This window comes from Desulfoconvexum algidum, from assembly GCF_055382125.1.
The window spans coordinates 6,323,330-6,347,511 of sequence record NZ_AP042394.1 but is presented as its reverse complement, the minus strand read 5'-3'; the positions used below and the strand labels follow the sequence as shown (position 1 = coordinate 6,347,511).

The following is a 24,182-nucleotide window of genomic DNA, read 5'->3' as shown; positions in this document are numbered from 1 at the left end:
GTGATTTTTATTTGGGCCGGTGATAAAATATTTTAAGATTTAGTTGCACTATCATCCTTTTTATACCATATTGTCTGGGAACAAATTAAATCCCAGGGTAATCATGGGTCGTTACTATTTGATGGTTGATCTGATTGCTGATTATCTGGCGGGAATCTAACCCCTAGGAAATGAAATTTACGTATGGATAATTATGAGCGCGTCATTGACTCTTCCATTGGATATTTGGTGGGTAGAACCTCAAGGGCCATTGTTAAACGGCTGACAAAAAAATTTGCAGATGCAGGGTTTGATATCAGCTACGAGCAATGGAGTATTCTCATTCATTTGTACCGTAAGGATGGCCAGACCCAGCAGGAATTGTCGAATATTGCTGTCAAGGACAAGGCTGCCATTACACGATTGCTCAATGTTCTTGAAAAGAAGAATGTTGTGTTAAGAATACCGGACCGGACCGATAAAAGAAGCAACCTGGTCTATCTGACCCACAAGGCCAAGGAGTTTCAGGAGGATCTTATGGCCCTGGTGGAGGAGATGCTCCGCGAGGCGGACAAGGGAATTTCCCTTGAAGAAATGGAACAATGCCGTACCACCTTGAACAAGATCTTTATGAATTTTGACCGGTTTGACCGCTAAAAATTATAATTCCACCAATTTATTTTGAATGGCATACCGGGATAATTCTGTATTATTTCGGATGTTCAGTTTTTTTAATATCCTTGCCCGGTAGGTATCAACGGTTTTTACACTGAGATTATAAGAGGTGGCAATTTCCCGGTTGGTATTGCCCATTGCAAGTTTTCTCAACACCTGAAGCTCCCGCATGGATAAGGATTCTGTCAGGCTTTGATCCTTATTGCCCCGGATCACTCTCAAGGCTAACGCCTCACTTGCTTTTTCCGTGAGATACCGGCCCCCGGCATTGATTTTCTTGACGGCTTCCACCAATTGCTCCGGTGCAGACTGTTTGGTAACATACCCCATGGCACCGGCTTCAATGGCCCGAATAACATATTGTTCCTCATCGTGCATGGTCAAAATCAATACGGGAATATCCGGGCAGTAACTGGCCATTCGTGTCACCACTTCAAGGCCGTCCATTCCGGGCATGGAGATGTCAATGACAGCCACATCCGGTTTTTTTTCCATGGCCTCGTCAAAGGCGGCTTCCCCGTCGGCAGCTTCGGCAATGACCTTTATTTCATTGCTGTCTTCAAGCACCCTTCTTAAGCCTTCCCTGACAATACGATGGTCATCCGCAAGCAATACCTTGATCATGGTTTATCCTTTTATTGTTACGTTACAGCAGATTTTGGTTCCCCGGGATTTGGCAGTTTCAATGGTCAGTTTTCCGCCGACAAGGTTTGCCCTTTCCTGCATGCCTTCAAGTCCAAAACCGTTTCGATCTGTGGTGTTGTCAAGATCAAATCCGCAGCCGTCATCTTCAATGGTGAGGACAATGCCTTTTTGCTCCATTCTTAATTCGACCAGGATGGTGGTGGCGCAAGAATGCCTCAATGCGTTGGTCACTGCTTCCTGCCCGATTCTGTAAAGGGCTGTGGCAAGGGTTTTGTCAACTTCCGGGAGATCATCATGGCGGAAAACGCAGGAAACATTGGATCTTTTTTCAAAATCCGACACCAAAGATTCCAGGGCATCGGTTAACCCAAGATCATCCAGAACCCGTGGTCTGAGGCGGTAGGCCATATCCCTGACATCCTCTATGGTATCATCAATAAGGGCACTCATTCTTTTCCCTCTTTCCCAGGCCTTGGCATCAATTTTTATCAGATAGCGTTCGATCCAGACGGCATCAATGCGCAGGGCTGTCAGCACCTGGCCCAGTTGATCGTGGAGTTCTTGTGCTATCAGTTCCTTTTCCCTTTCCTGGGAGGCAATGATATTTTTGGACAGGTTCTTCAGATTTACCTGGGCATTCTCCAGCTGGGCTGTTCGTTTTTTAACCTGGCCTTCCAGGTCCAAAGAGTATTGGGACAGTTTTTCCTTGGCCATCTGCAGATCTTTTTCGGCAAGATTTTTTTCTGTGACATCCACGCTGACGGCAAGGGATCGAATAATTTCTCCTTCTTCATTTCTCATCCCGTAACAGGAGAGCAAGATGTCGATTCGTTCCTGGTTCTTTTTGACATAGGTGTAAGGAATATCCTTGCAAAAGCCTGTGCTGAAAAACCTCGGGAAGATGGAGTTGATGGCAAAGTTTCTGGATTCCCGGGTGAAAAATCGGGTGAGTTGTTCGCCAATGACCTCATCGCGCTGGTACCCCATGACTTCCACCCAGTGGTCGGACACCCGGGTGATGTTCCCTTCTGTGTCAATGGAATGGAGCATGATCGGGGTTTTATGATAGATGTGCCGGTATCGTTCTTCGCTGAGCCGTAATTTTTTTTCTGCCTGTTTTCGCTGGGTAAGTTCCCTTGCTGCCAATTGGTAGAGGATATAAACCAGAAGGCCTGCCAGAATAGAAACAAACAGGACCACAGGCCCAATGACCTGGATAAAGGGTGCGGTTACCTGTCGTTCAATCTCTTTGTGATTTCTCAGGGAGATAATTTGCCAATTTGGGTAATGGGGCACTTCCAGTCTGGAATAAAGATATTCGGCCCCCTTGTTGTCCATGACCCCGGCATTATTTTTTTTAAATCCCGCCCATTCCCAGGGTCCGTTTCCAAACTGACGGGAATCGGTAAGGGCATTTAATTTGTCTTCATCCAGTTCCCATAGGAGCTGGAACCGTAACCCGGGTTTGTTTGATATGAAAATCAGTCCATTGGGGTCCGTGAATAACAGGGTGTCATCGGATTTAGAAAACAGAGTGGCTTCTAAAAACTCCACCGAAGACTTGATCACAGCGACCCCAAGAATGGTTGTGCCGGAGCCGTCATAGATGGGATAACTATAATATACCCCTCTTTTTTTTGAGGTGCTGCCCAGGGCCAGGTAGGTGGCAGGCATCCCCTTGATGGCCTCTGTATAATAGGGCCTGAATGAAAAATCATTTCCCACGAAACTGTCATGGGCATTTCGATTACTGGAGCACAGGGTAATCCCGTTTTTATCCATGAGGTAACTGACATCTATGTCCAGGGAGGTTGTAAAATGGTCCAGAATCTGATTGGCCTGGAAAATAGTTTCCAGGTTGGTGGTTTTAAGGGCAACCTGTAATTCCTGGATACCGGCCAGGGTTTTTACCGGTTTAATATGTTCTGAAAGATGGGTGGACAATTGTCTGGTAAGCAATGTAAGCCGGGTATGGGCATCGGATTCTGTTTTCTGGAATGCCGCTTCCCGGTAGGAAAAATAATAAAGCCATCCCCCGGTCGAGGCAGAGAGAAAGGCAAACAAGGCCAATATTAAAATTATTATTCGCAGTCGCATTGCTACAGTATAGACCAAACGCGCCTCATTTTTCAATGGGGTTTACGCCGGAGCCTCAAAATTGATAGGCATATTTTCCTATGATTGTGATATAGTAGACAATGATTGTGATGAAATTTTTTTAGAATACCAGAAAGTTACAATTGATAATCTTTGAATCTGAAGGGTCTTTAATTGAGGAGTGTGGCATGGCAACGATTATTTTTAACGCATTTTCATTTTTACAAAAAAAATTAAAATCAAAAAATCTGGAATATGTCAATGCACGCTTGTCCATTGAGCGAGGAAGCACTGTCAGGGATCTTATCCACCAAATGGACCTGACGGAACGAGATGTCGAAGCGGTAATGCTAAACGGCAAGGTCGGGCTCTTAGATACCATCCTCCAAGACCAGGATCGGGTGGCCTTTGTTCCACCTGGAACACCTGGGCCTTACCGGGTTATGCTTGGATTCAAAAAAGGTTCACGGGTTTTGTAAAACTTCCAATTTGTAATTCATAGAATCACAAATTTCACTGAGTGAAAAATTTTCCAAGCTTGATTCTATTTTTAGGGAAGCGTAAATTCCAGAAAAATGGGTGCCGGGGAATGCTTTTCCTGTGATCTCAATTTTTGAAATATTTTTCTGGTAACGGGTCCATTCAAAAAACAAATATAATTTTTCTTTAAGGGCTTTGATGGCGGTGTTGGTTTCCGGCAGCAACCGATCGATTTTATTTTCAAGCTCAATCTTTTTTGTGTCGTGTAATTTTTTTGTCTTGTTTATTTCTTTAAGAGAGGCAATCGAGCGTTCAATTCTTTTTTCAAAATTTGAAATCAGACCAACAATATTTTTTAATTTTAGTCGTTCTTGTCCTTTGCTTTTTTTAAACTCGGTTAATAAGAGTTGCTTTTTGTTTTTTGCACGGTCATGAAAGATTTTCAGTTCAATCATTTTTTGAAAAATTTTTTTTGAAAGATTTTCTTGTTCCTCTTTTTTTTCTTTTAGAGAATCAATTTCTTTTGAGATACGTTCAATTTCTCGATAAATGAATTTTTCAATTTCCAGAATATGATGCTCTCCTCCAGAGGTGACAGTGCACGATTTTGTTCGTTCACTACCTATTCCCGACAGTCGTACTCCTCGTTTGGCATAAAGACTGGAAGAAATGATCCGGCAGCCAGGAGAATCTATTTTTCCGCTGACGGTGATTTTGGAATCAAATATTTCATTTTCTATATAAATGTTCCCAAAGGTCTCTATCTGACAATTATGCAGGTAACGGGCATGGATATCTCCCTGGGATCGGATAATGGTATCGGTGATGCCCACATCTGCCCGTATGGTTCCAATTGATTCTATTGAGGCCCCCCTGATTTCCCTGGCCTTGATGCTGCCGGCTGTTATGGGGTAGGCACCGGTCAATACCCCGGAAATTGACAAATTGGCATAGGCTTCAAGGGGGCCATATCGTAGATCGGCATCTTCAAGGACATGGATTATGGGGTGGATGAACACTTTCCCCTCAATGGACAATGAAGGAACTCCTGTTTTGGCAGCTATAATACCGGCACCATCCTGGGAGGGTCTGGTTCCGCTGCCACATTTATGAACAAGGGTTTCCCTGCATTCTTGTCTCATATCCTTGCCAAAAATATCTTTTACGATCAAGGGGTTTGGGATCGTCTCTTGTTTTGCCAGTTGATCCCCCTTCCTTTTCTCCCCCCCTTCCCTAAGATTGGTTTCCATAATCAATTTTGGTGAAACATCAGACCTGGCTACCGTAAATTCAAGGTTGCCCCTATCCAACTGACCCTGGAGCAAAGCGTCTGGGTATATTCCATTGGTGATTCCATGGGCGATTAGAATTGATTTTAATCGGGGCACCGTGGCTTGGGACAAAAAGTGTCGATTGATTTTAACCCATGCTGTGATTTTGTCAGGGCTGATAACCACCTCAAGGCCTGGCGGTTCTTTAGAACCTTTCTCTTTGGAACCTTTCTCTTTGGAATCTGAGGGTCCCCCGGATCTGATTTGATCCTTCAAGATGATCGCTTTTTGTTCCTCGGTGATAAATCCCATGGTGACCATGACATCACCCAGAATTTTTAACTTGTTCTCCTTTTCAAATTCCTCTTCCTGTACTCTTTGGGCAATGGCCACTTCCCGTTTCGATGCCAATCCTTTCTCCGTAACGCGTGCAGCAAATTCCCGGTCCAATACCTTGATTTTCAGGAATTTTTTTTCATAGGTTGACAACTCTGAATCATCCCAAGGAAGCGGTTGCCCCCCCCCTTGGGTTGCGATTGTTTCTGGCTTGTTTTCCGGCTTGGAGGTAAAGATTTTTTCTGCTCTTTGTTCCAGGAGAAGCTGCTCTTTTAATATATTGTTTTTTTGCTTTGTTGTGATCACCCTGGATTCCACCAGAATATCCCCGATCAATTTTTTAATTCGGGCTCGTTTGAATTCTTTTTTTTGAAATTCCAGGGCCTTTTGGACATCCAGCCGGGTTGCAAACCCTCGGTCAATGGCGATTTTTCCGAATTCTTCTCCCCTCTTTTTAACAATAAAATATTCTTGTATCAGCTTTAACAGACCGATTTGATAACGGGTAGCAAATTTTTGGCCCAGAAGAAGCCTGGCATAATCCATTGGGGGTTGATCTTTTTTCTGTGAGGCATGCAGGGCTGTCAAGTGACGGTATTGGTCGTTATCAATGGTGCCGTATTGGAGGGCAAGGCTGGCAAGAGTTGGGATGTTATTGGTCTGGGGCACTTGTTCTTCCCACGCTGTTTGAATTAATGGTTGTTGTGTCAGGATAATGAATTTATATCATAATGTAAATAATAAGATAATAGGAATGCAGGAAAATAGCCGGTTTCCCCTGGTCCTATGCAAGCATCTGGTCTAGTACAATGCCCCAAGGTCAACATGGGATTCCAAATGGGATTTAAGCAAATCATAGTCTCGTTCTTTTCGTTCAGCCATGCTTTCTTTCTCTGCCACAAGTTCGGTCAACCCGATCATAGAAAACCACTTGGATGAAATTTCCGGGGTGTCAAAAAAACCGTGGAGATAGGTCCCGGTTACCCGGTTGTCTTCGGATATGCACCCTTCCGCTTCATTACAGGGGGTTGAATTTCTGGAGGTGATGCGCAGAAAGGGATGGCCTGAAAACAATTGGGTAAACCCCATGTGAATTTCATAGCCTTTACCCGGGGTGCCCTCCCATTCAAATTCGCTCAAGGTTGTTGTTTTTGGGGCTTTTAACACGGTTTTTATGGGAAGCAACCCCAATCCCGTTTCTTGTCCCGGCTTACCTTCAAGTCCCTGGGGGTCTTCCACCCAGGACCCCAGCATCTGATATCCGCCGCAAATGCCAAGAACATGTCCCTTTTCCCGGTGGTATTTTTTTAATGCCGATTCAAAACCCTTTTTCAACCAGTCAAGATCTGCCCTGGTATTTTTAGACCCAGGAAGGATCACTGCATCAAAATTAGATAAATTGTGGGGCGTGTCAATAAATACGGTTTGAAGCCCTTTTATTTGTGACAGGGCATGGAAATCCGTAAAATTGGCAATATGGGGCAGGCGCACCACTGCAATAGTGGGCTTTTTCGGGTCTAAGTCTTTTAAATTACAGCAGTTTTCTATTTCAACCGAGTCTTCTGCATCAATTTTGAAATGGGTATACCAGGGCAATACCCCAAAAACTTTTTTCCCGGTTCTTTTTTCTATCCAGTCCACTCCATCCTTGAACAGGGCTATGTCTCCCCTGAATCGATTGATAATGAATCCTTTTACCATGTCCCTGTAAGAATCGGGCAGACAGTCAAGGGTTCCCACCAGCTGTGCAAAAACCCCTCCCCTGTGAATATCGGCTGTCAGCACCACATCTGCCTTGGCATATTCGGCCATGGGAAAGTTGACGATGTCGGTTGCCATAAGATTGACCTCTGCACAGGACCCGGCCCCTTCGAGTATGATCCGGTCATATTGTCCTGATAAACGGTCAAAGGCTTCACAGGCTTTCTTAAAATAAAACCCCTTGTTTCGATGATAATCCATGGCGGTGTGGTTGCCATGAACCAGGCCGTTTAACATGACCTGGGATTGTTTTTCCCCGGTGGGCTTGAGCAGGATCGGGTTCATGTCCACATGGGGCAAAATTTTAGCCGCTTCTGCCTGTACAATCTGGGCCCTTCCCATCTCAAGGCCTTCCAGGGTTATCCCTGAATTGTTGGACATATTTTGTGATTTATAGGGAGCCACCCGGACGCCTCTGTCCGCAAGAATCCGACAAATGCCGGCGGCAATAACGCTTTTTCCTACATCTGAACCCGTACCCAGAACGGCAATGTTTTTGGTCATTTTTCAATCCCCACCCGGGCCATTACCCCTTGTTTGTAATAATGTTTGACTTCCTTCATTTCCGTCACCAGGTCTGCCCTGTCCATCACCGACTGAGTGGCCCCCCTGCCGGTGATCACAAGTTCCATGTTGGCCGGTTTCAACTCCATTAATGCCAACAGGTCTTGTTCGGAAAATAGCTTGCACATAACCGCCACATTCCCTTCTTCGGCAATCACCAGGTCATGTTCATTTTTTTTTAGAAGATCACATAACCGTTGATATCCAAGGGCGCCTGCTGCCTTGTCTTCTTGGCTCGGGTTCCCCTTGACAAATTTACCCAGCCCATATTGTTCCACTGTGATATTTTCAAATTTAGACAGGGCTTTTATCTCTGAGTAATCTCCTTTTTTCAGAAACTGGACAATATGGACCCGAAGACCCGCACCGGCAGCTCTGATAGCAAGTCCCAGGCTTGCGGTGGTTTTACCTTTGCCATTGCCTGTATACACCTGTATATACCCTTTCATCCTCTGTCCTCCTGTCTTTTTGCAAATAAAAAATCTTCTAAGCCTGCCTTTTATCGGGTTGTCTTATAGGGTATATTTTTCGGCATACCCCCTGGGGGTGAATAAAAAATCCATATATCGCAGGGATGCGCTGGAACCGATAAATAAAACCGTCTGCATACCCACATCTGCCTTATCCAGCTGGTCTAATCGGGAAAAGCAAACCGCCTGGTTTTCCCTCATGGCACCTGTAACGATCCCCACGGGGGTTGCGCCATCCCTGTGCTCAAGGATGAGTTCCTGTGCTCTTTTTAACTGCCAGTCTCTTTTCTTGCTTTTGGGATTGTATAATACAATGACAAAATCAGCCATGGCAGCACAGGTCAGGCGCTTTTCTATTTTTTCCCATTCTGTGAGCAGGTCGCTAAGGGAAATGGCGGCAAAATCATGGGTCAAAGGCGCGCCGACAAGAGCTGCTCCGGCTGCAAGGGCAGGAATTCCCGGAACCACTTCCAGTTCAAGGTATTTTTCGGTTGCGGAAAGATCCTGGCCCTGAATCGTTCTGAACAAGCGAATGTTTTTTTGTTCACAGATTTCAAAAACCAGACCGGCCATGGCATAAATTCCCGGGTCTCCCCCTGAAACAAGGGCGCAGGAAACGCCTGTCAATGCCATGTCAATAGCCCGTTCCACCCGTTCCACCTCTTTCATCATTCCCGTTGAAATGATTTTTTTATCTTCAACCAACTCTTTGATCAAGTCCACATAGGTGGTGTAACCGGCAATGCAATCGGCCTGCTCGATGACCTGTACCGCCCTGTTGGACATGTGGGCCACACTCCCAGGTCCCGTTCCCACCACATATAGTTTCATTTTTTTATGGCCACGGCTATTGTCACATCCCGGGTTTTCTTTTTCGCTACTATCAATTGGCCCCTTCCTGCTGCCAGAATCGCTGCTGCTTCGCATACGCTTTTTACTCCTAAATGTTTTTCAACCATCTTTGATGGGGTTTCTATGGTGTCAACTGAATTCAATTGGTCCTTATCATAAAACTTTATTGGCAGGCCCAACCTGTCTGCCAATTGCAACAATCCTGTTTCATCCTGTTTTACCTGCGTGGTGGCCAGGGTGAAAACCGAATTTAAACTAAACCCTTCTCCTTTGAAAACCTCCTTGAAAAATTCAAGGAGTGTCGCAAGAGGAGTGCCCCGGTTACACCCGATACCAACGCTTAAGATCCTGGGACGCAATACAAGTGTTTCACGTGGAACTTCCATGATTTTCCAGGTGCAAGCGATCTTGGTGCAAGCGATCTTGGTGCCAGGTTTCGACTTGGCCGGGTTTTGGATGAAATTTTTGGGTATAAGCGGGTGTATATAATTTCCCGGATCATACACATCCAGGGTTTCAGCGTTGAGAAAGGCCATGTTGACATGTTTGATGGCCTCAGGATTTTCAATATAGAGGTCCTTCTCCTGGGCCAGCATGTCAATGGAGGGCAGTTCGTTAATATCTGTTGCCGTTGTGATCACCGGCCTGGAATTGGTGAGCGCTGCTATTTCCTGGGCGAGCCTGTTTGCGCCCCCTAAATGGCCAGACAACAGACTGATGGCATGAATTCCCCTGTCATCCAACACAATGACGGCGGGATCCGTTGTCTTTGACTGAATCAAGGGGGCCAGCATTCGGACGGCAATGCCGGTTGAGAAAATAAAAATATGGGCTGAAAACCGGGTAAATTGTTCGGCTAATTCTTCAGACAGCTTTTTAAAGACCGTTGTCCGACATTCCCGGTTCAAAGGTGTAGCCTTTAGCCTTTCCAAATTGAGGATTGCTTCCGGGGATGGTTTAGGGGGCATTGCCAGGGCTTTAGAAACAAAAAGGCTTGTTCCAAAAACCTTTTGGCAAATATCTTGCCCAAGGGTTAATCCATTAGGGGTGATGGCCCAGACCGCAATAGAAGAAACAGAAATTTTATTTTTTGGAAGCGTTTCTATAGCCATGGGAAAAACCTGCATCGTATAATTTGGATTGGATAAGCTCTTTATTCCCCCTGCTGGCTTCAACTGCCTTGCCGACAATTATCAGGGCATGTCGTGTGATCTTGTTTTTTTCACAGGTTTTTACCAGATCCTGGATCTGGGTATAAAAAATCTGCTCTTCCGGGTGGCTTACTTTGTAGGCAATTGCGCACAGCGATTCTTTGCCGTAGTGATTCTCCAAAATTCCTTGAACTTTTTTAACATGCCCCATGCTCAGATATATGGCCATGGAGGATCCATGGGCAGCCAGTCGTTCAAGATCTTCGCTTTCAGGAACAGGGGTCCGGCCGGAAATCCGGGTCAGGATCAAGGTCTGGGTGACTTCCGGAAGGGTGTACTCCATTCCCATTGAGGAAGCGGCAGCAAAGGCAGCCGTTACCCCCGGCAAAACTTCATAGGGGATGCTCAGTTTTTGAAGTTCCCGGATCTGTTCAAAGATAGCCCCATATAGCGAGGGGTCACCTGTGTGGAGACGGACTACCCGTTTGCCTAAATCATGGGAGGCTTTAATCCTATTGATGATTTGATCCAGATTCATTCCAGCACTAGAAATCGTTTCTGTGTCGCTGCCCTTCCAGCAGAGAACTGCTTCTGGGACCAGAGATCCGGCATAGATTATTAAATCCGCCGATTCCAATGCTCGCATGGATTTGATGGTCATCAGTTCCGGATCCCCTGGACCGGCTCCGGCAAATATTACTTTGTTTTCCGTGTTGTTCATTTTACCTCAGCCTTGCTTTGTGGTTTTTTGCCTGAAATTATCCAGACAGGGTTTAATGGTTCAAGTCGGTCTCCATAGGGCATGGGTTTTGACCGGGATACCTGGATCTGGATCATCTCGTAGGAAAAATGGTTCTGTTTTAAAACCCGGATGGCTGTTTCCATGTTCTGGATCAATATGGTATTAATAACAATTCTTCCCTGTTCCTTGAGACGAACACAGCAGATGTTCATGATTTTTTCAAGCGCACTGCCGCCGCCACCAATGAAAACTCTATCGGGATCTTTTAACTGGTCAGACCCTTCGGGAAAATCTAGATTTAAAATTTTGATATTGGATCGATCGAACAATTTGATGTTGTGGATGATGTCCGGAATCCGTGTCTGATTTTTTTCAACGGCAAATACCTGCCCCCAGGGGATTTGGCAGGAGGCTTCTATGCCGACGGATCCCGAACCAGACCCAATGTCCCATAGAATATGGTCTCGTCTGACCAGTTCTAATTTTGACAGACTAATACTTCGGATTTCCGATTTGGTGATCAACCCTTTGGAATGACGATACAAAGAGTCGTCCATGCCGATATGTGTTTCATGTGGAACATTTTTAATAGGAGTATTCTTTTGGGGAGTCCCCTCCTTTAAAAGAATAACAATGTTGGGGGAGGCAAATTTCAGGTCAGCCACCCTGGCGTAGTCATCAAACCAGGATATTTTTTCCTCTGCTGCGCCCAGGTTTTCCAGCACACAAATATTGAACCCAACCAGTTTCAAGTTGATCAATGTGGAAGCAATGTAAACAGGATCCCTTGCTATATCAGTTAAAAAGGCAACCTTGGATTCTCCTGCCAGACTTGAAAAGGGGAACTGGCTGAATTTGCCATGGAGGCTGACAACCTTTGCATCATGCCAGGGTTCTCCAATGGCGGCAAAGGCTGCGGCAACAGATGAAATATTGGCGTGAATCACAAGATGTTGTTTGTCTATATGCCTGGAAAGTGTGCTGCCGATCCCGTAAAAAAGAGGATCGCCCGATGCCAGGACCACTATTTTTTTGTGGACCATATTTTCTTTGATCTGGTCAATCACTTGTTCAATGGCACCAGTGATTACAAGGGTGTCGCCCGTATGGTCGGCAAACATTTTAAGATGGCGTCGCCCCCCCACGAGCAGGTCTGCCCCTTTAATGAGCGTTAAATGGGTGGTAGTCAGATCTCGTTTGCCCTGACCGATTCCAATGACATTTATGGGATTCATGTTATACCGCCAAATAATATAAAGTTCCGATGATAATTATGCTTACCACCCTGAAAAACTGTCCTGATAATAGCAGTTGCAACCCCATTTTGGGAGAGAAAATTCCCATGTATCGAGGCAATTGGTGCCGGAGCGCCCGAATGGGAAAGGCCAGGACGTTGCCAAGAAGCAAGGCAATCACGGTTTGCTTGACGCTGAGAACCCCGGCATTCATGAGCGCTCCGGCTGCGGCGAACCCCGAGGTGAATTCAGCAGCAAAACTTAAAATAATAATGGACAAGGACTCCACGGGCATAAGGCTTATGGTGACATAGGCTGATAGTGCCTGGTTCAAATAGTTAAAAACGCCATTTGCATTCAATATAAATACCAGGGTATAAATGGGAAGCACCCAGGTGAAAATGTTGGCAATGCGAACCGGTAATCGGGATTGTATGGTTTTTAAAAGGGCAATCTTATCTGGTTTTTTCCTATTGTTCATCTTGGCTTTAGAGCCAGTTACTTGTGTTATCTCCATTGCGGTTGCAGGTTTTTGGGAATCACCAGCCCCAGGCGTTGCCTTGCTGTCTGTTCGCTCACTCGGTTCGTTGAGGTAAATGTGTCCAAAGGTAAGAAAACAAAGGGTTCGAAATAAGGTGGCCAAAAAAGTGATCAAAAAATAAAATCCACCGGCTATCCCCGTCAGGGGAAGAACAATGAACATGGTGGTGGGCAGATGAAGGAAAAATGCCGGAAACTGGTTGATATAATTTGCCAAAAAAAGCTGGAGTTTTGAGATCTTTTGTTCTTCATAAAATTCAAGCAGCATGGCGTTGGCAGCCGCCCCGGATATAAAGGCCATGGTAAAGGCGGCACTGCAATGGTTTCCCATTTTAGAAAACCGGAACACAGGCCGTGCCAGAACCGCCACCTCCCTTGTCCATCCCATCGCCTCAATGATCTGGCCAGCCAGAAGACCAATGGTGATAAACCCCATGAGCCGCAAAAGTGGGAATCCCAGCTTTTGGATACCCGAGGCCAGGGACAGGGTATTAAAAAAAACGGCATCGAGTCCCAATAGGACCAGGGTGAATAAAACAGACAGGCATAATTTCCTATAATTTATCTGTTTTTTATGGGTCGACTGTTTTTTCATTTTGATGCCAGAATTAATGTCCAATAATCGGGGTCCCGTGTTTCAAGGTCGTCCAGGTTGGCGATGATTTCTTCGTTTTTGCGTCCACATTTGGAAACCGCCACGCCATTTTTGTGGAGTCCGGCATCTTTGAGGGCCATATTAATGTCTGTAATGTTTTTATAGGCCTTCACAATGGCAACATTTTCAACTTGTTTGACCTGCCTGATCCGGTCGCCCCCATAGGCTCCCGAAGTGACCAGCAAGGACTCCTCTCCTTCCACCAGTATTCTGTTTAACCTGGCCGAGGCTGCATGGAAAGAGGTAATGCCGGGGATGGTTTCAATATCAGCCTCGGGCATAATAAGTTTCATTTTTTTTAAAATATAGCCAAAGGTTGAATAGGTGGTGGGATCCCCAAGGGTCAGAAATACGGCGGTCATGCCCTGTTCCATGGCAGCGGCAATCTGTCGTGCATTGGCGATCCATGCGGCTTCCACTTCTGTTGTGTCTTTGCTCATGGAGAATCCAAGGTGTTCAATCCTGGCCGAGGGTGAAATATAGGGAGAGGCTATTTCAACCGCCAGGCTGTAATTGTTTTTGGTGGAAGCGGCTGTAAAAATAATATCCGCTTCTTTGATCACTCTTACCGCCTTAACTGTAATCAGTTCAGGATCCCCGGGTCCAACGCCAACGCCAAATAATTTGCCTGCTTTCTTCATTGTTAATCCTTTCCTATCTTTAACGTACTGAAAATATCAGGATAGAGAAGCTTCCCTATGGTAACGATTCCCTCATATAACCTAGGAACCGGTCGGGAAACAATATTTTCATCAATTAAAAATACCTGTTTGTTTTTGATTGCCTTAATTATTTTAAATCCGGGTTCATTGATGATCTGCTCTTTGCGCACCGAATTCATGATGCCTTGTTGTGCCAGGAAAACATCAATTTCAGATGCCTTTTCCAAAATTTGTTCCTTGCCATAAATGGCAATATTGGTATTTCTGGATGCCCTGGCATCACTCGCCACATTGATACCCCCTGCTGTTTCCAGGGCAAAAATTGGCATGGAGCCGGGGGTAAAAGTTTTCATCCGGGTATGAATGGCCTGGAAATACACTTTTTTTTTCTTGGATATCCCCTGGGTAAGTGTCTGTATTTGAGCGATTTTTTCCTTAAATTCTGCGATCATCTTTTTGGCCTGGGCCTGACGTCCACTTAAACGGCCAAGGGTTAACCAATAGTCATACATCTGTTGTGTGGTGGCCGGTTGAAGGGAAACCACTGTAATGCCGTATCGCTCAAGCTGTTGAACAAATTGGGGGTATCCATTGTCGATCATGGGACGGATCAATACCAGGTCTGGCTTGTTTGCGATGAATTTTTCCGGTCCGTCGTGAAAGGAAAATTTTTGTTTTTCCCGGGCCCGGGCAGGAAAGCTGTCATTCACAGAAACGCCAATAATCTCGTCTCCACAACCCAGGTAAAAAAGGTTTTCCGTATGGGCGCCATAAAGGGAAATGATCCGTTTAAAGGGAGTTTTCACCTCAATTTGTCTGCCGCGGTTGTCAACAACCATGTCTGCGGCCAGGCATGGTGAGAAAGCCCAGACCCACCAGCAACAAGCCAGTGCCAGCAACTTATAAGGGGGTACCCTATTTTGATTTAAAATAGACTTGTTTTGCCTGGACATATTCATTGAATTCAACCTTTGATTCTACATTAAATACAAGCTCAATATTCTCCTGGCTCATAACTTCCCTGGTTTTTCCCTTGGCCAGGATCTCACCTTCTTTCAGGAATAAAATTTCATCTGCCCAGGCCGCTGCCAGATTTAAATCGTGGAGAACACAGATAATCGTCCCCTTTGTTTTTTGTATCATCTCTTTAATAAGGCCAAGAAAATGAAGGGTGTGGTTAATATCCATATTGGAAAAAGCTTCGTCCAAGAGCAGCACGGGTGTTTCCTGGCACAAGGCCCTTGCAAAAATACACCGCTGCTTTTCACCGCCTGATAATTGGGTCACTCTTCGGTGTTTTAGATGGGATATCCCGGTTTCCTCCATGATCAAGGCGACCCGGTCCCTGTCAATTTTGGAGGGGTGGGAAAATCTATTAATATAGGGGTGCCGTCCCATCATGACAACTTCCTCCACGGAAAAAGGAAAATTAATATAATAATTTTGGGACACCAAAGAGAGAATTTTGGCAATCTGTTTTTTGGACAATGCCGCCAGATTTGTATTGTTCAGGAGGACTTGTCCCCTGTCAGGGAGAAAAAAACCTGAAATCAAATCCAGAAGCGTTGTTTTCCCGCTTCCATTGGGGCCGAGTATCCCATAAAATTTGCCCGGGGAGAATCGAGAGGATACTTTTTTTATAATGGGCGTGCTCCCATGGGAAAAGCATAAATTTTGAAGTCGTATCTCCATGGGTTAGGCCAACCGGCTTTTTTTAAATATCCAGCAGAAGACCGGACCGCCAATTAGGGCGGTAAGAACACCTATGGGAATTTCATGGGGCAGTACTGCCCGGGTAATGGTGTCGGCAAACAGCAATAAAAAGGCGCCCACCAGCATGGAGAGGGGCAGCAGTTTTCTGTTGTCAGGTCCTGTAATAAATCGGACCATGTGGGGAACCAGAAGGCCTACAAAGCCGATGATGCCGGATACGGATACACAGACAGCCGCCAGCATGGATCCGGTTACCAACAAAAGGAGGGTTATTCGTTTAATATCCACCCCAAGGCTGGATGCGGCCTTTTCCCCCAGGGAGATAAGATTCAGATCCCTGGCAAAATAAATGGCAATGATGAATCCTATAACAAGGAAGACAAAGATGACCATAAAATTACTCCAGGTCTTGGAGGCAAAACTGCCCATGAGCCAGAAAATAATAACAGACACCTGTTCATTGGCAATGAATTTCAAAAAACTGATGCCAGCGGAAAGGATTGCCGCTACAATAATACCTGACAAAATAAGATTGTTGGAGGAAAGACCGCTCACAGATCCCTTGGATGAGGATGAATAGGACAAAAAAATGACAAAAAACAGGGTGGTGCAGGCGCCTGCAAAGGCAAATGCAGGAACGGACACAAAGGTGGCACCCAGATTGAGCAATATGGCAATACATGCCCCAAAGGCGGCTCCGGCTGATACCCCGAGGGTGTAGGGGTCTGCCAGGGGGTTTAGTAAAATTCCCTGGAACAGGACCCCGGAGATGGAAAGAGCTGCTCCCACAGCGGCGCAGGTGAGAATCCGGGGAAGCCGGATATCAAATATAACCGCGGTAAAGGTCTCGGCTGTGGGCGTTGCCATATCCATGTTCCCAAAAAGCCTGTTCACAAGGATACCAGAAATTTCTCCCATGGGAATACAGATATACCCCATGGAAAGGGAAATCATTATCATTCCAAACACAAGAAGGGAAAACAGTGCTATCATCCATAAATAATAATGGCCTGATATCCTTTGTTTCAAGCTTGATTTGGGTTTGTTGGGTCCCTCTTTTTCTTTTGGCTCCATCTATTCCTGTTTCCATTTGTTCCATGTGAAACAAAATGGTTGTCTGCCCTTTTTCTATGGTCTTCCAATAAAAAAACCCATATCAGAATTTATCCTGATATGGGAACCGAATTTATCCACATTGTGCTGATCTGCCCAAGTCCTCGAGGGTAAAACGACCCAGCATTCAGGCAGGTTTTCTGACTTCCGGATCGGCTTACTCGTCACTCCTTCCCGCTGAAAAATGACTCAGCAGTGGCTGCAGTGATTTTCATCCCCGGTCACAGCGGCGGGTCCGTTCCTGAATTTCACAGGATTCCCTTTTGACTGCAAATGGCAGCACCTGAAATATCCTATCAGATATAACCCTTTCCCCAAAGGGTGTCAAGAAAAAAGGCCGGGATTCAAATTGTTGAAAAGGCAATATAATTGAGGTCTTAGTTTCGATCGTTTTGAAAAATATCGGCTTTAAGCACATCAAATGTGTTGAACCCGGTTTTCAATGAAAGAAGAATGGATAAAATCACACTGAAGTATTCAGTATAGAAAATACAGCCCATGATAGCAATTTGATATTTGATGGCAACAATGGGGATGGATCCGCCTAAAATCTGGCCGGTCATCATGCCGGGCAGGGAAACAAGTCCAATGGTGGCCATGGATGCCAGAGTAGGATTAATGGCAGCCACAAGACTTTCTTTGAACCAGGGTTTTAATGCCTGGGTCCGGTTGTTGAAAAGACAGAGGGAATAGAGGTATTCTCGCTCATTTTTTTTCAACCCTGAATAGAAATGGGTAAGCCCGATGATGATACTTCTCAGGCAGTTTCCCAGTAGCATACCGCCCACGGGCACCAGGTATTTTGCTTCAAACAGGTTGTCAATATTTGCAACCACCCCATTGAAGAAGAGCAGCATGATGCCAAAGGGGATGAGCAGGGCAAAAAACAAGGGTTTGAAAAATATGCGGAGTTTAAGATTGCTGGATTTCAATATGGAGTGACAGGCAATGGAAATCATGAGCAGCAGATAGGCTGTGTTGAGCCAGGGAGAATCAAATTTGAATAAAAACTCAAGATATAGTCCCACAAAACTCAGCTGCAGGCACATTCTAACCATGCCAATGATGATCTCTCGATTAATCCCAAGTTTCAAATATCGGCTGATATAAAGGATGGGAACAAGAAAGATCAATAAAGTTCCAAGGGAGAATATGTTTAAATCCTGGGCGCCCATATTAGGACCACCTTTCGATTCGAACCGAGCTGTCCTGCCAGCAATGGTCATGGGAAACGATAATCATTGTTTTCTCCAGGGAGAGAATATGGGCGGCTATTTTTTCTTTCATGACATCATCCAGAGCAGATGTGGGTTCATCCAAAAGCCAGATGGGCCGGTCCAGCAGAAAACCGATCAAAAGGCCTATCCGTTGGCGTTCTCCTCCTGACAGTTCACCTGTTTTCTTCTGGAGGATACCGGGGGACAGCTCAAGAAAGTTTAGCTGCCGGTTTATCTCTTCGTGACAAAGCTCTTTGGCAAAGTTGAATTGCCAGATATCTGTCAAAAGTCCGAGGATGGTTTCGTTTCTCAGGTCAATATCCTGGCTCAAATAAAATAGTTGCTGCCGTATTTGGTGAACATGATTTTTGTCAAGATTCAGCCCGTTCACCACAATTTTTCCTGATCCGGGCTGTTCAAACCCAAGGATCAGCCGGAACAGGCTTGTCTTTCCTAAACCGGATTTGCCCAGGATCAACACTTTTTCCTTTTTTCCTACGCAAAGGCTTCGGTCTGAAAAAATTCGGGTGTTACCAATAGTGTGGCTGACAGATTCAAATGAGATCACAAGATTTCCTTAAAATTTCATCAACCTCTTTAAGATCTATATTACGCCCATCGGAAATATTTTTTATTTTAAGGGTAATTTTTTTAATATCGTCATCCTCAAAGGAAAGGCCTATTTTTTGCGCCCTATCTTTTACCGCATTCCAACCTGTGAGCTTATGGGCTACCATTATTGTTCGTGACGCATTAAAATCTGACGGATCTATAATCTCATAGGATTTGGGATTAAGAATCACCGCCTTTGTATGCACACCCGCCTTATGGACAAATGCTGATTTCCCCACGATGGGGTGGTCCCATGGGATCCCAATCCCTAAGATTCTAGCAACAGTTTCATGTAAGTGTTTGAGATTTCCAAGGTTATACTTTTTTTTAACCATCTCAGCCTCAAAACTATAAAGCCTGGCAATAAATCCGGCAAGTGAGGTTATCCCGTTTCTCTCCCCTATTCCCAAAACGGTTGTATCAATATGGGTTGCCCCGGCTTCGAAGGCTGTATAGCTATTCACCACCGCAGAACCGGTATCGTTATGACAATGAAATTCAATATCCATTCCGGTCAATACATGTAATAGTTTGATAACACGTTCAACATCACGGGGGAGTGCGTATCCCACAGTGTCGGCAACCCCTAGTCGATCCACCAACCCCGAGTCTCCAACAGCCCCGTAGATAACAATAAGATCCTCAATGCGGGTTCTGAAAGCATCTTCAAGGGAAAATCGAATTTCTAACTCAGGCGCATTTTCCCTGGCGAAACTCAGCACATCCAATATTTTCTCCAGGGTTTGCGACATCTGCGGTCCAAGACCGTATCTGTCATGGGATAAAGATATTCTTGAGAACAGATTAATACCTGCAACGCCGGTATCTATTGCCGTGATCACATCCTCTTTTATGCACCTGATATGGGTTAAGATTTTTGATTTCAACCCCATTCTGGAAATGACTTGGCAGTCTTCCTTTGACTGTGAAGATACACAGGGCGATGTAAGCTCAATATATTCAACACCAAAATCTGATAACTGGGTTGCAATTTTAATTTTGTCTTTTTGTGAAAAATTGGCATTATAAAACTGTTCGCCTTCTCTCAAGGTGGTATCCACAATTGACAATCTGTCTAAGGACATGGTGAAATTATTTCCTTTTATTGCCTGTGTTAGGGCTAGGTTGCTGTTTAGTTCGAGATTATTACCTGTCTTTATCGGATAAAATATTACCCTTGGACTTTACTTTTTCGCCCCTGTAATTATAAACAAGATTGGTCAATTCAAAAAAAGAAAAAGGAATTTTCATATCAATTTTTTTTACCATTTTAAAATTAATGGCAATATCTGGCGGTTTAATAACACCTACCTCAAACTCCCCTGGCTTCTTTTCACCCTTAAGTATTTTTTCAGCATAGATAGATGCAAGTTGGGCATTATTCTCAAACCCCACCCCTATTGCCATCACTGCCCCTGGAATATCTTTGCCCTTCACCATACTGGGCGAGGCCCCGATTACGGGAATCGAACCGGCATGTTGATTGATAATACCAAAATTACTGAATACCGAGGTACTACCCGTCACCCAGAAGATACTCTCTTTTAGGCCAGAATCATTTTTCCTCATCTCTTCCACGGCACGGCTCACCTTGAGTCCAAGTTCCGATACGGCATTTTTTTGATCCTCTACCACAACATCGAAGACCTTGACGCCAATACGCTTTGCATATTCTTTAAGAGGGAGGGCCTGGGTCATTACAGCGCTGGTATTATTCCTGGCATACATAATTCCAATATTTTTCAAATCCGGTATCAACTCTTTGAAATAAACCATTTGCAGTTTGACGGGGATATTTAGGGATGTAAAGGCAAAGTTGGTCCCGCTTTTCATGGAATAATCTGAAATATACTTCATCATTACAGGGTCTTTGGCACAGATTGTCACCACTGGAATGGTTTTATTTTTAAAGTTATTATACATGAAATCAACCGATAAAGATCCCATGGCAAAAACCAGATCCACCTGCCGCTGACGGACCTCTTCCAGTATCGACCTCCCCCTGTCAAGATCTTTATGGAAGTTAATTATCTCAAATGTCGGGTATAATTTTTTATCTGAAAAAAAATTAAGGACGGATTCTGTTGAACTCACATAGGCTGAAGATCTTTTGGGAACCAATATAATAATTTTCTTATCCTTCAACTCACCCTTTTCGACGCTACTGGACACTGTGAACCTTAGGGGATCCTTGTCGTCATAGGTTACTTCCCAACCGGCAGGCATATTCTTTGTAAACCTAAACCAGTCCGGCCCGGCCCCATTGAAGCAAAAACCGTCGGAGATGAACCCCATGGAAATAATACTGGGGATAAGAAGAACTGCAATCTTGCCCCCCCCTAAGCGAATAAGAAACAAAAATCCGCAGAGTATAATAAACACCCCCAGAAAACTAATCACCATTGTATTATAACCACCCAAAACCAGTAGCTGCCCCACAATCAAGGGGCCCAGAATATTCCCGGTCCGCTCAAACACCCTGAAGACAGAAATTGAAGGCCCTGCACCCAGTATTTTCGCTGTCCTGGTCCCGGAAATATGAGTCGTGATGGGAGCTGCGATAAACCCATGGGAGAGTCCTAGAACAATAGATCCCAACGCCATGAGCGGCTCAGCCCAGGCATCAATCCCGGGAAGGCCTGTTAAACCGATGAGGACCAACCCTATACCGCTTCCCTGGTTACCCCGGAACAGTATTTTTCTGATGTTGCCCGTCTTATCCGCCAGCCTTGAAGAGTACATACTTGAGATCAATACGCCAGCACTATAGAGCATGAGAACCAAGCCGATATCCTCTTTTGTAAAACCACTTCGCTCCATTACCAGGGGAATGGCAAAGCAGATCACACCTATCATCACAAGCTTTGCATTAACCCCGATTAAAAAACTTGCCTTTAAATGCTCAATATCCTTAAGCACTGTTTTTAAACCGGTCCCGAAGGAGGGTTCAGGTTGTTTCACTAAAGGTTCTGCCTCCTTTTGGACTTCAATCCTTGGAATATATTTGGCCACATACCCGTATAGAAAAAAAGCAATAACGCCACCGGCCAAAAACACCCCGCTAATATCAAAATAATTAACAGCCAATGCCCCGATTGCGGTACCTGCAATCCTACCACCGTTGTACTGGATAATGACAATAGCCATGGATCGGGTTTTGCGGTGCAAAGGAGTTGCCTTTAATATATAGGACTGAACAGCCATGAACAAAACGCCCTGGCAGAAACCCGCAACCAGCCGGATGAAAAGAATCGTATAATAGTTGGTACAAACCGCCATTAGCAAACTGCTAAGGCCGATAAACACAACTGACCATAACAGGGGGCCTTTTTCTCCGTTTTTCTGGCAATAACTGGCCGCTGGAAAGAGAATCACTCCGTAGGATATGAAAAAAACGGTGAATAAAAAAGATGCAACATTTGCCGACGCACCTATTCCGGCTGTGATGGTTTCAAAATACTGGGGTAAAAAGGAGGAGTACAACGCTTCGATAAACACCCCTATGAAGAATACAGGCTTAATAACGGCCAAAGATCGCTCTTTTTCCTCGTTGGTACCCAAGAGATGTTTCTGTTTCCCAGATAGGGTAAACATCAAATTTAAAAACAGAGCGGACATAAATAAGGCTGCCACAAACAGTATTAAAAAATTCTTTGAACTTCGCCATAAATTTTTATAAACAATTTTTTTATCCACCCAGACGGAAATCTCATGATCGTCCAGCTGTCTGGCATAGTGAATATAATCGGATGCTTTTCCCAGCAACTGCTTTGACGTGTCGACAATAACCTTGCCATTAACCTTCAACGCTATATAGCTGATCTCATTGTTTAAGTGTCTGTACTGATCAAAAAGGGTGTCGATTCCCTTAAAACTGTCTATTTCCAGATCAAGTTTTTTAATATAGGAGAGCTTATGGGCCAATGAACTGGTGAGATTATCGGTTTTCTTTTGGATACCCTCATTATAGATATCTATAAGGGAAAATAAAATGGTAAAGATGACAATAAGGTTCGCCATGGAGTATGTAACAGTCACCCAAAATTTTTGATTCTTCAAACCGCTTCTATCAACAACATATATCTGGATTAAATAGAGTCCTATAACCGCCAGGATGATAAAAACTAAAGGTTTGAATGTTTTTGAAATACGATCATTGATCGATCGCTTTTCAATTTCAAGCCGCAACTCCCCGGCTTGTTCAAACTTGGTTTCAAGTGGTATGCGTATTCGAAAATAGTCATCATTATCATCGGTGATAAATCTTTTTTTACCGTCCTGTTTTTTTGACGGGCGAAATACCCCTTGCACTGAACCCGGATTACTTGAAAACACAACCTCATTGAGGTTATTAACGATTGTCATTCTATGGATACTGGGGTCGCTGGTGAGAACCATCTTGGAAACAGTATCAAATCCTGAGAATTGCTTGAGCGGAACCCCTGCCCCCAAAAAAGAATCCACAACGGACTTTATGGTTTCCCCTAGACCATAACATCCTTCAATCTTTAATTTCGAATAGGTTCGATAGGCTTCACCAACACCGATACCTGTTATAAAGGCAAGTGCCACCCCCAGGATCAACAGAGAAATAATCGCTTTTTTAATCTTTATCATAGTATGGCTATTTTGCCGTGTAACTGTCTATGGATGGTGGCTTCGATCTGCTCAGGAGATTGTTTTGATGAATCAATAAGGATGGCACGATCCGAAAGGGTATTTTTTATAAAACTGCCGGCAGCCCCTTGGTCATAATTTTCCCTTTCTTTTAGGACGATTTTAACTTTTTCATACAGTTGGCTTTCAGGTATTTTTTCGTGTTTCACATATTCGAAAAGTTCTTCTCGTTGGGAGGGTGAGCATATTTTTTTAAACGCTGCCACATCCCCTGGGGTGATCCGACCCTTGATCCTATCAAATGAGTCTCCACGGGCCAGCAGGCGTTTGATCCTTATGTGTTCCGGTGCGCTCAACACAATAAAAAAAGAGGTTGGAATCGATTTTGCAGCATACGCCACCTCATTTACACCCCTTAATCCATCAAACAGAACAGGGGTTAAAGGATCTATATCTCTTATCCTTGTTTTGGACAACAGGTACCCCATTCCACCAGGATATTTGTCTCTAAAGGCTTTTGTATGGGTAAACCTTTGATTTCGATCCACAGGTACCCCATGATCCTCCTGCATCATGGGTAAAATAATCTTATCGGTGAGAATTCTCCTGTCGGGCAAGGTGTAAAATTTATACCTTTCAAGCAGTCTGGATTTTAAGGTTGTCTTTCCAGCACCTGTAACCCCAACGATGATACAGGTGAAGAAACGATCCAGTTTTCCATAGGCCATATCTTTCGTATCACCTATACCAAGCGCATCGTCAATTTTTATAAACTGCATGATTTAAAAACTCTCT

21 protein-coding genes and 1 riboswitch are annotated in these 24,182 nt (G+C 44.6%); of the genes, 2 read left to right on the top strand and 19 right to left on the bottom strand.

Translation table 11 applies throughout. The annotated features are described in order from the left end of the window. The first annotated feature begins 183 nt into the window (after window positions 1-183). On the top strand, window positions 184-636 hold the full coding sequence (locus ACZ45G_RS28525) for a MarR family winged helix-turn-helix transcriptional regulator (protein ID WP_464173981.1): 453 nt from the start codon (window positions 184-186) through the stop codon (window positions 634-636). A gap of 3 nt (window positions 637-639) precedes the next feature. Here ACZ45G_RS28525 and ACZ45G_RS28520 read toward each other — a convergent pair whose 3' ends face one another. Both ACZ45G_RS28520 and ACZ45G_RS28515 read right to left on the bottom strand, forming a co-directional pair. Next, a complete protein-coding gene (locus ACZ45G_RS28520) occupies window positions 640-1,278 on the bottom strand; it encodes a response regulator (RefSeq protein ID WP_464173980.1) in 639 nt (212 codons plus the stop codon). A 3-nt stretch (window positions 1,279-1,281) separates the two neighbouring features. After that, a complete protein-coding gene (locus ACZ45G_RS28515) occupies window positions 1,282-3,414 on the bottom strand; it encodes a sensor histidine kinase (RefSeq protein ID WP_464173979.1) in 2,133 nt (710 codons plus the stop codon). A 170-nt stretch (window positions 3,415-3,584) separates the two neighbouring features. On the opposite strand from ACZ45G_RS28515, the gene ACZ45G_RS28510 reads away from it, so the two are divergent. Beyond that, complete coding sequence (locus ACZ45G_RS28510) at window positions 3,585-3,875, top strand: MoaD/ThiS family protein (protein ID WP_464173978.1); 291 nt, start codon at window positions 3,585-3,587, stop codon at window positions 3,873-3,875. Here the strand turns inward: ACZ45G_RS28510 and ACZ45G_RS28505 are convergent. The 17 genes from ACZ45G_RS28505 to ACZ45G_RS28425 all read right to left on the bottom strand — a co-directional run bounded on the left by ACZ45G_RS28505 (window position 3,861) and on the right by ACZ45G_RS28425 (window position 24,166). Then, complete coding sequence (locus ACZ45G_RS28505; RefSeq protein WP_464173977.1) at window positions 3,861-6,152, bottom strand: FapA family protein; 2,292 nt, start codon at window positions 6,150-6,152, stop codon at window positions 3,861-3,863. The genes ACZ45G_RS28510 and ACZ45G_RS28505 overlap by 15 nt on opposite strands. 132 nt (window positions 6,153-6,284) lie before the next feature. After that, window positions 6,285-7,748 carry a cobyric acid synthase gene (locus ACZ45G_RS28500; protein WP_464173976.1) on the bottom strand — a complete coding sequence of 488 codons (1,464 nt, stop codon included), beginning with the start codon at window positions 7,746-7,748 and terminating at the stop codon, window positions 6,285-6,287. Further along, complete coding sequence (locus ACZ45G_RS28495; RefSeq protein ID WP_464173975.1) at window positions 7,745-8,257, bottom strand: cob(I)yrinic acid a,c-diamide adenosyltransferase; 513 nt, start codon at window positions 8,255-8,257, stop codon at window positions 7,745-7,747. The genes ACZ45G_RS28500 and ACZ45G_RS28495 overlap by 4 nt, the downstream gene beginning before the upstream one ends. Before the next feature lie 63 nt (window positions 8,258-8,320). Further along, window positions 8,321-9,109, bottom strand: a complete 789-nt coding sequence (cobJ, locus tag ACZ45G_RS28490) for a precorrin-3B C(17)-methyltransferase (RefSeq protein WP_464173973.1) — start codon at window positions 9,107-9,109, stop codon at window positions 8,321-8,323. Next, window positions 9,106-10,242, bottom strand: a complete 1,137-nt coding sequence (locus ACZ45G_RS28485; RefSeq protein WP_464173972.1) for a cobalt-precorrin 5A hydrolase — start codon at window positions 10,240-10,242, stop codon at window positions 9,106-9,108. The genes cobJ and ACZ45G_RS28485 overlap by 4 nt, the downstream gene beginning before the upstream one ends. After that, the gene (gene cobM, locus ACZ45G_RS28480) at window positions 10,214-11,002 is read right to left on the bottom strand and encodes a precorrin-4 C(11)-methyltransferase (RefSeq protein WP_464173971.1); all 789 of its coding nucleotides are present in this window, start codon (window positions 11,000-11,002) and stop codon (window positions 10,214-10,216) included. Before cobM ends, ACZ45G_RS28485 begins: the two co-directional genes overlap by 29 nt. Beyond that, window positions 10,999-12,258, bottom strand: coding sequence for a precorrin-6y C5,15-methyltransferase (decarboxylating) subunit CbiE (cbiE, locus tag ACZ45G_RS28475; RefSeq protein WP_464173970.1), 1,260 nt, complete (start codon window positions 12,256-12,258; stop codon window positions 10,999-11,001). The genes cobM and cbiE overlap by 4 nt, the downstream gene beginning before the upstream one ends. A gap of 1 nt (window position 12,259) precedes the next feature. Then, complete coding sequence (locus ACZ45G_RS28470) at window positions 12,260-13,393, bottom strand: nucleoside recognition protein (RefSeq protein WP_464173969.1); 1,134 nt, start codon at window positions 13,391-13,393, stop codon at window positions 12,260-12,262. Next, on the bottom strand, window positions 13,390-14,094 hold the full coding sequence (cobI, locus tag ACZ45G_RS28465) for a precorrin-2 C(20)-methyltransferase (protein ID WP_464173968.1): 705 nt from the start codon (window positions 14,092-14,094) through the stop codon (window positions 13,390-13,392). Before cobI ends, ACZ45G_RS28470 begins: the two co-directional genes overlap by 4 nt. A 2-nt stretch (window positions 14,095-14,096) precedes the next feature. Then, complete coding sequence (locus ACZ45G_RS28460) at window positions 14,097-14,954, bottom strand: ABC transporter substrate-binding protein (RefSeq protein ID WP_464173967.1); 858 nt, start codon at window positions 14,952-14,954, stop codon at window positions 14,097-14,099. Window positions 14,955-15,030: 76 nt separating this feature from the next. Continuing rightward, window positions 15,031-15,807 (bottom strand): ABC transporter ATP-binding protein, encoded by a 777-nt coding sequence (locus ACZ45G_RS28455; protein ID WP_464173966.1) that lies wholly within the window; start codon window positions 15,805-15,807, stop codon window positions 15,031-15,033. A 3-nt stretch (window positions 15,808-15,810) separates the two neighbouring features. After that, window positions 15,811-16,902, bottom strand: a complete 1,092-nt coding sequence (locus ACZ45G_RS28450; protein ID WP_464173965.1) for a FecCD family ABC transporter permease — start codon at window positions 16,900-16,902, stop codon at window positions 15,811-15,813. 152 nt (window positions 16,903-17,054) lie between these two features. Further along, window positions 17,055-17,243, bottom strand: a riboswitch (cobalamin riboswitch). A gap of 75 nt (window positions 17,244-17,318) precedes the next feature. Continuing rightward, on the bottom strand, window positions 17,319-18,116 hold the full coding sequence (locus ACZ45G_RS28445) for an ABC transporter permease (RefSeq protein WP_464173964.1): 798 nt from the start codon (window positions 18,114-18,116) through the stop codon (window positions 17,319-17,321). 1 nt (window position 18,117) lies between these two features. After that, window positions 18,118-18,726 (bottom strand): ABC transporter ATP-binding protein, encoded by a 609-nt coding sequence (locus tag ACZ45G_RS28440; protein WP_464173963.1) that lies wholly within the window; start codon window positions 18,724-18,726, stop codon window positions 18,118-18,120. Next, window positions 18,713-19,855 carry a homocitrate synthase gene (locus ACZ45G_RS28435; RefSeq protein ID WP_464173962.1) on the bottom strand — a complete coding sequence of 381 codons (1,143 nt, stop codon included), beginning with the start codon at window positions 19,853-19,855 and terminating at the stop codon, window positions 18,713-18,715. Before ACZ45G_RS28435 ends, ACZ45G_RS28440 begins: the two co-directional genes overlap by 14 nt. A gap of 61 nt (window positions 19,856-19,916) precedes the next feature. Continuing rightward, window positions 19,917-23,387 carry an MFS transporter gene (locus tag ACZ45G_RS28430; RefSeq protein WP_464173961.1) on the bottom strand — a complete coding sequence of 1,157 codons (3,471 nt, stop codon included), beginning with the start codon at window positions 23,385-23,387 and terminating at the stop codon, window positions 19,917-19,919. After that, a complete protein-coding gene (locus tag ACZ45G_RS28425; RefSeq protein ID WP_464173960.1) occupies window positions 23,384-24,166 on the bottom strand; it encodes an AAA family ATPase in 783 nt (260 codons plus the stop codon). The genes ACZ45G_RS28430 and ACZ45G_RS28425 overlap by 4 nt, the downstream gene beginning before the upstream one ends. Between the last annotated feature and the right edge of the window lie 16 nt (window positions 24,167-24,182).

Bases quoted from the DNA above. Each gene is read 5' to 3' on its own strand.
- ACZ45G_RS28510 (WP_464173978.1), top strand. From the start codon at position 3,585: ATGGCAACGATTATTTTTAACGCATTTTCATTTTTACAAAAAAAATTA.
- ACZ45G_RS28425 (WP_464173960.1), bottom strand. From the start codon at position 24,166: ATGCAGTTTATAAAAATTGACGATGCGCTTGGTATAGGTGATACGAAA.
- ACZ45G_RS28450 (WP_464173965.1), bottom strand. From the start codon at position 16,902: ATGGAGCCAAAAGAAAAAGAGGGACCCAACAAACCCAAATCAAGCTTG.
- ACZ45G_RS28525 (WP_464173981.1), top strand. From the start codon at position 184: ATGGATAATTATGAGCGCGTCATTGACTCTTCCATTGGATATTTGGTG.
- ACZ45G_RS28455 (WP_464173966.1), bottom strand. From the start codon at position 15,807: ATGGAGATACGACTTCAAAATTTATGCTTTTCCCATGGGAGCACGCCC.
- ACZ45G_RS28470 (WP_464173969.1), bottom strand. From the start codon at position 13,393: ATGAAAAAACAGTCGACCCATAAAAAACAGATAAATTATAGGAAATTA.
- ACZ45G_RS28485 (WP_464173972.1), bottom strand. From the start codon at position 10,242: ATGGCTATAGAAACGCTTCCAAAAAATAAAATTTCTGTTTCTTCTATT.
- ACZ45G_RS28500 (WP_464173976.1), bottom strand. From the start codon at position 7,748: ATGACCAAAAACATTGCCGTTCTGGGTACGGGTTCAGATGTAGGAAAA.
- ACZ45G_RS28445 (WP_464173964.1), bottom strand. From the start codon at position 18,116: ATGGGCGCCCAGGATTTAAACATATTCTCCCTTGGAACTTTATTGATC.
- ACZ45G_RS28495 (WP_464173975.1), bottom strand. From the start codon at position 8,257: ATGAAAGGGTATATACAGGTGTATACAGGCAATGGCAAAGGTAAAACC.
- ACZ45G_RS28520 (WP_464173980.1), bottom strand. From the start codon at position 1,278: ATGATCAAGGTATTGCTTGCGGATGACCATCGTATTGTCAGGGAAGGC.
- cobM (WP_464173971.1), bottom strand. From the start codon at position 11,002: ATGAACAACACGGAAAACAAAGTAATATTTGCCGGAGCCGGTCCAGGG.
- ACZ45G_RS28435 (WP_464173962.1), bottom strand. From the start codon at position 19,855: ATGTCCTTAGACAGATTGTCAATTGTGGATACCACCTTGAGAGAAGGC.
- ACZ45G_RS28460 (WP_464173967.1), bottom strand. From the start codon at position 14,954: ATGGTTGTTGACAACCGCGGCAGACAAATTGAGGTGAAAACTCCCTTT.
- cbiE (WP_464173970.1), bottom strand. From the start codon at position 12,258: ATGAATCCCATAAATGTCATTGGAATCGGTCAGGGCAAACGAGATCTG.
- cobI (WP_464173968.1), bottom strand. From the start codon at position 14,094: ATGAAGAAAGCAGGCAAATTATTTGGCGTTGGCGTTGGACCCGGGGAT.
- ACZ45G_RS28430 (WP_464173961.1), bottom strand. From the start codon at position 23,387: ATGATAAAGATTAAAAAAGCGATTATTTCTCTGTTGATCCTGGGGGTG.
- cobJ (WP_464173973.1), bottom strand. From the start codon at position 9,109: ATGAAACTATATGTGGTGGGAACGGGACCTGGGAGTGTGGCCCACATG.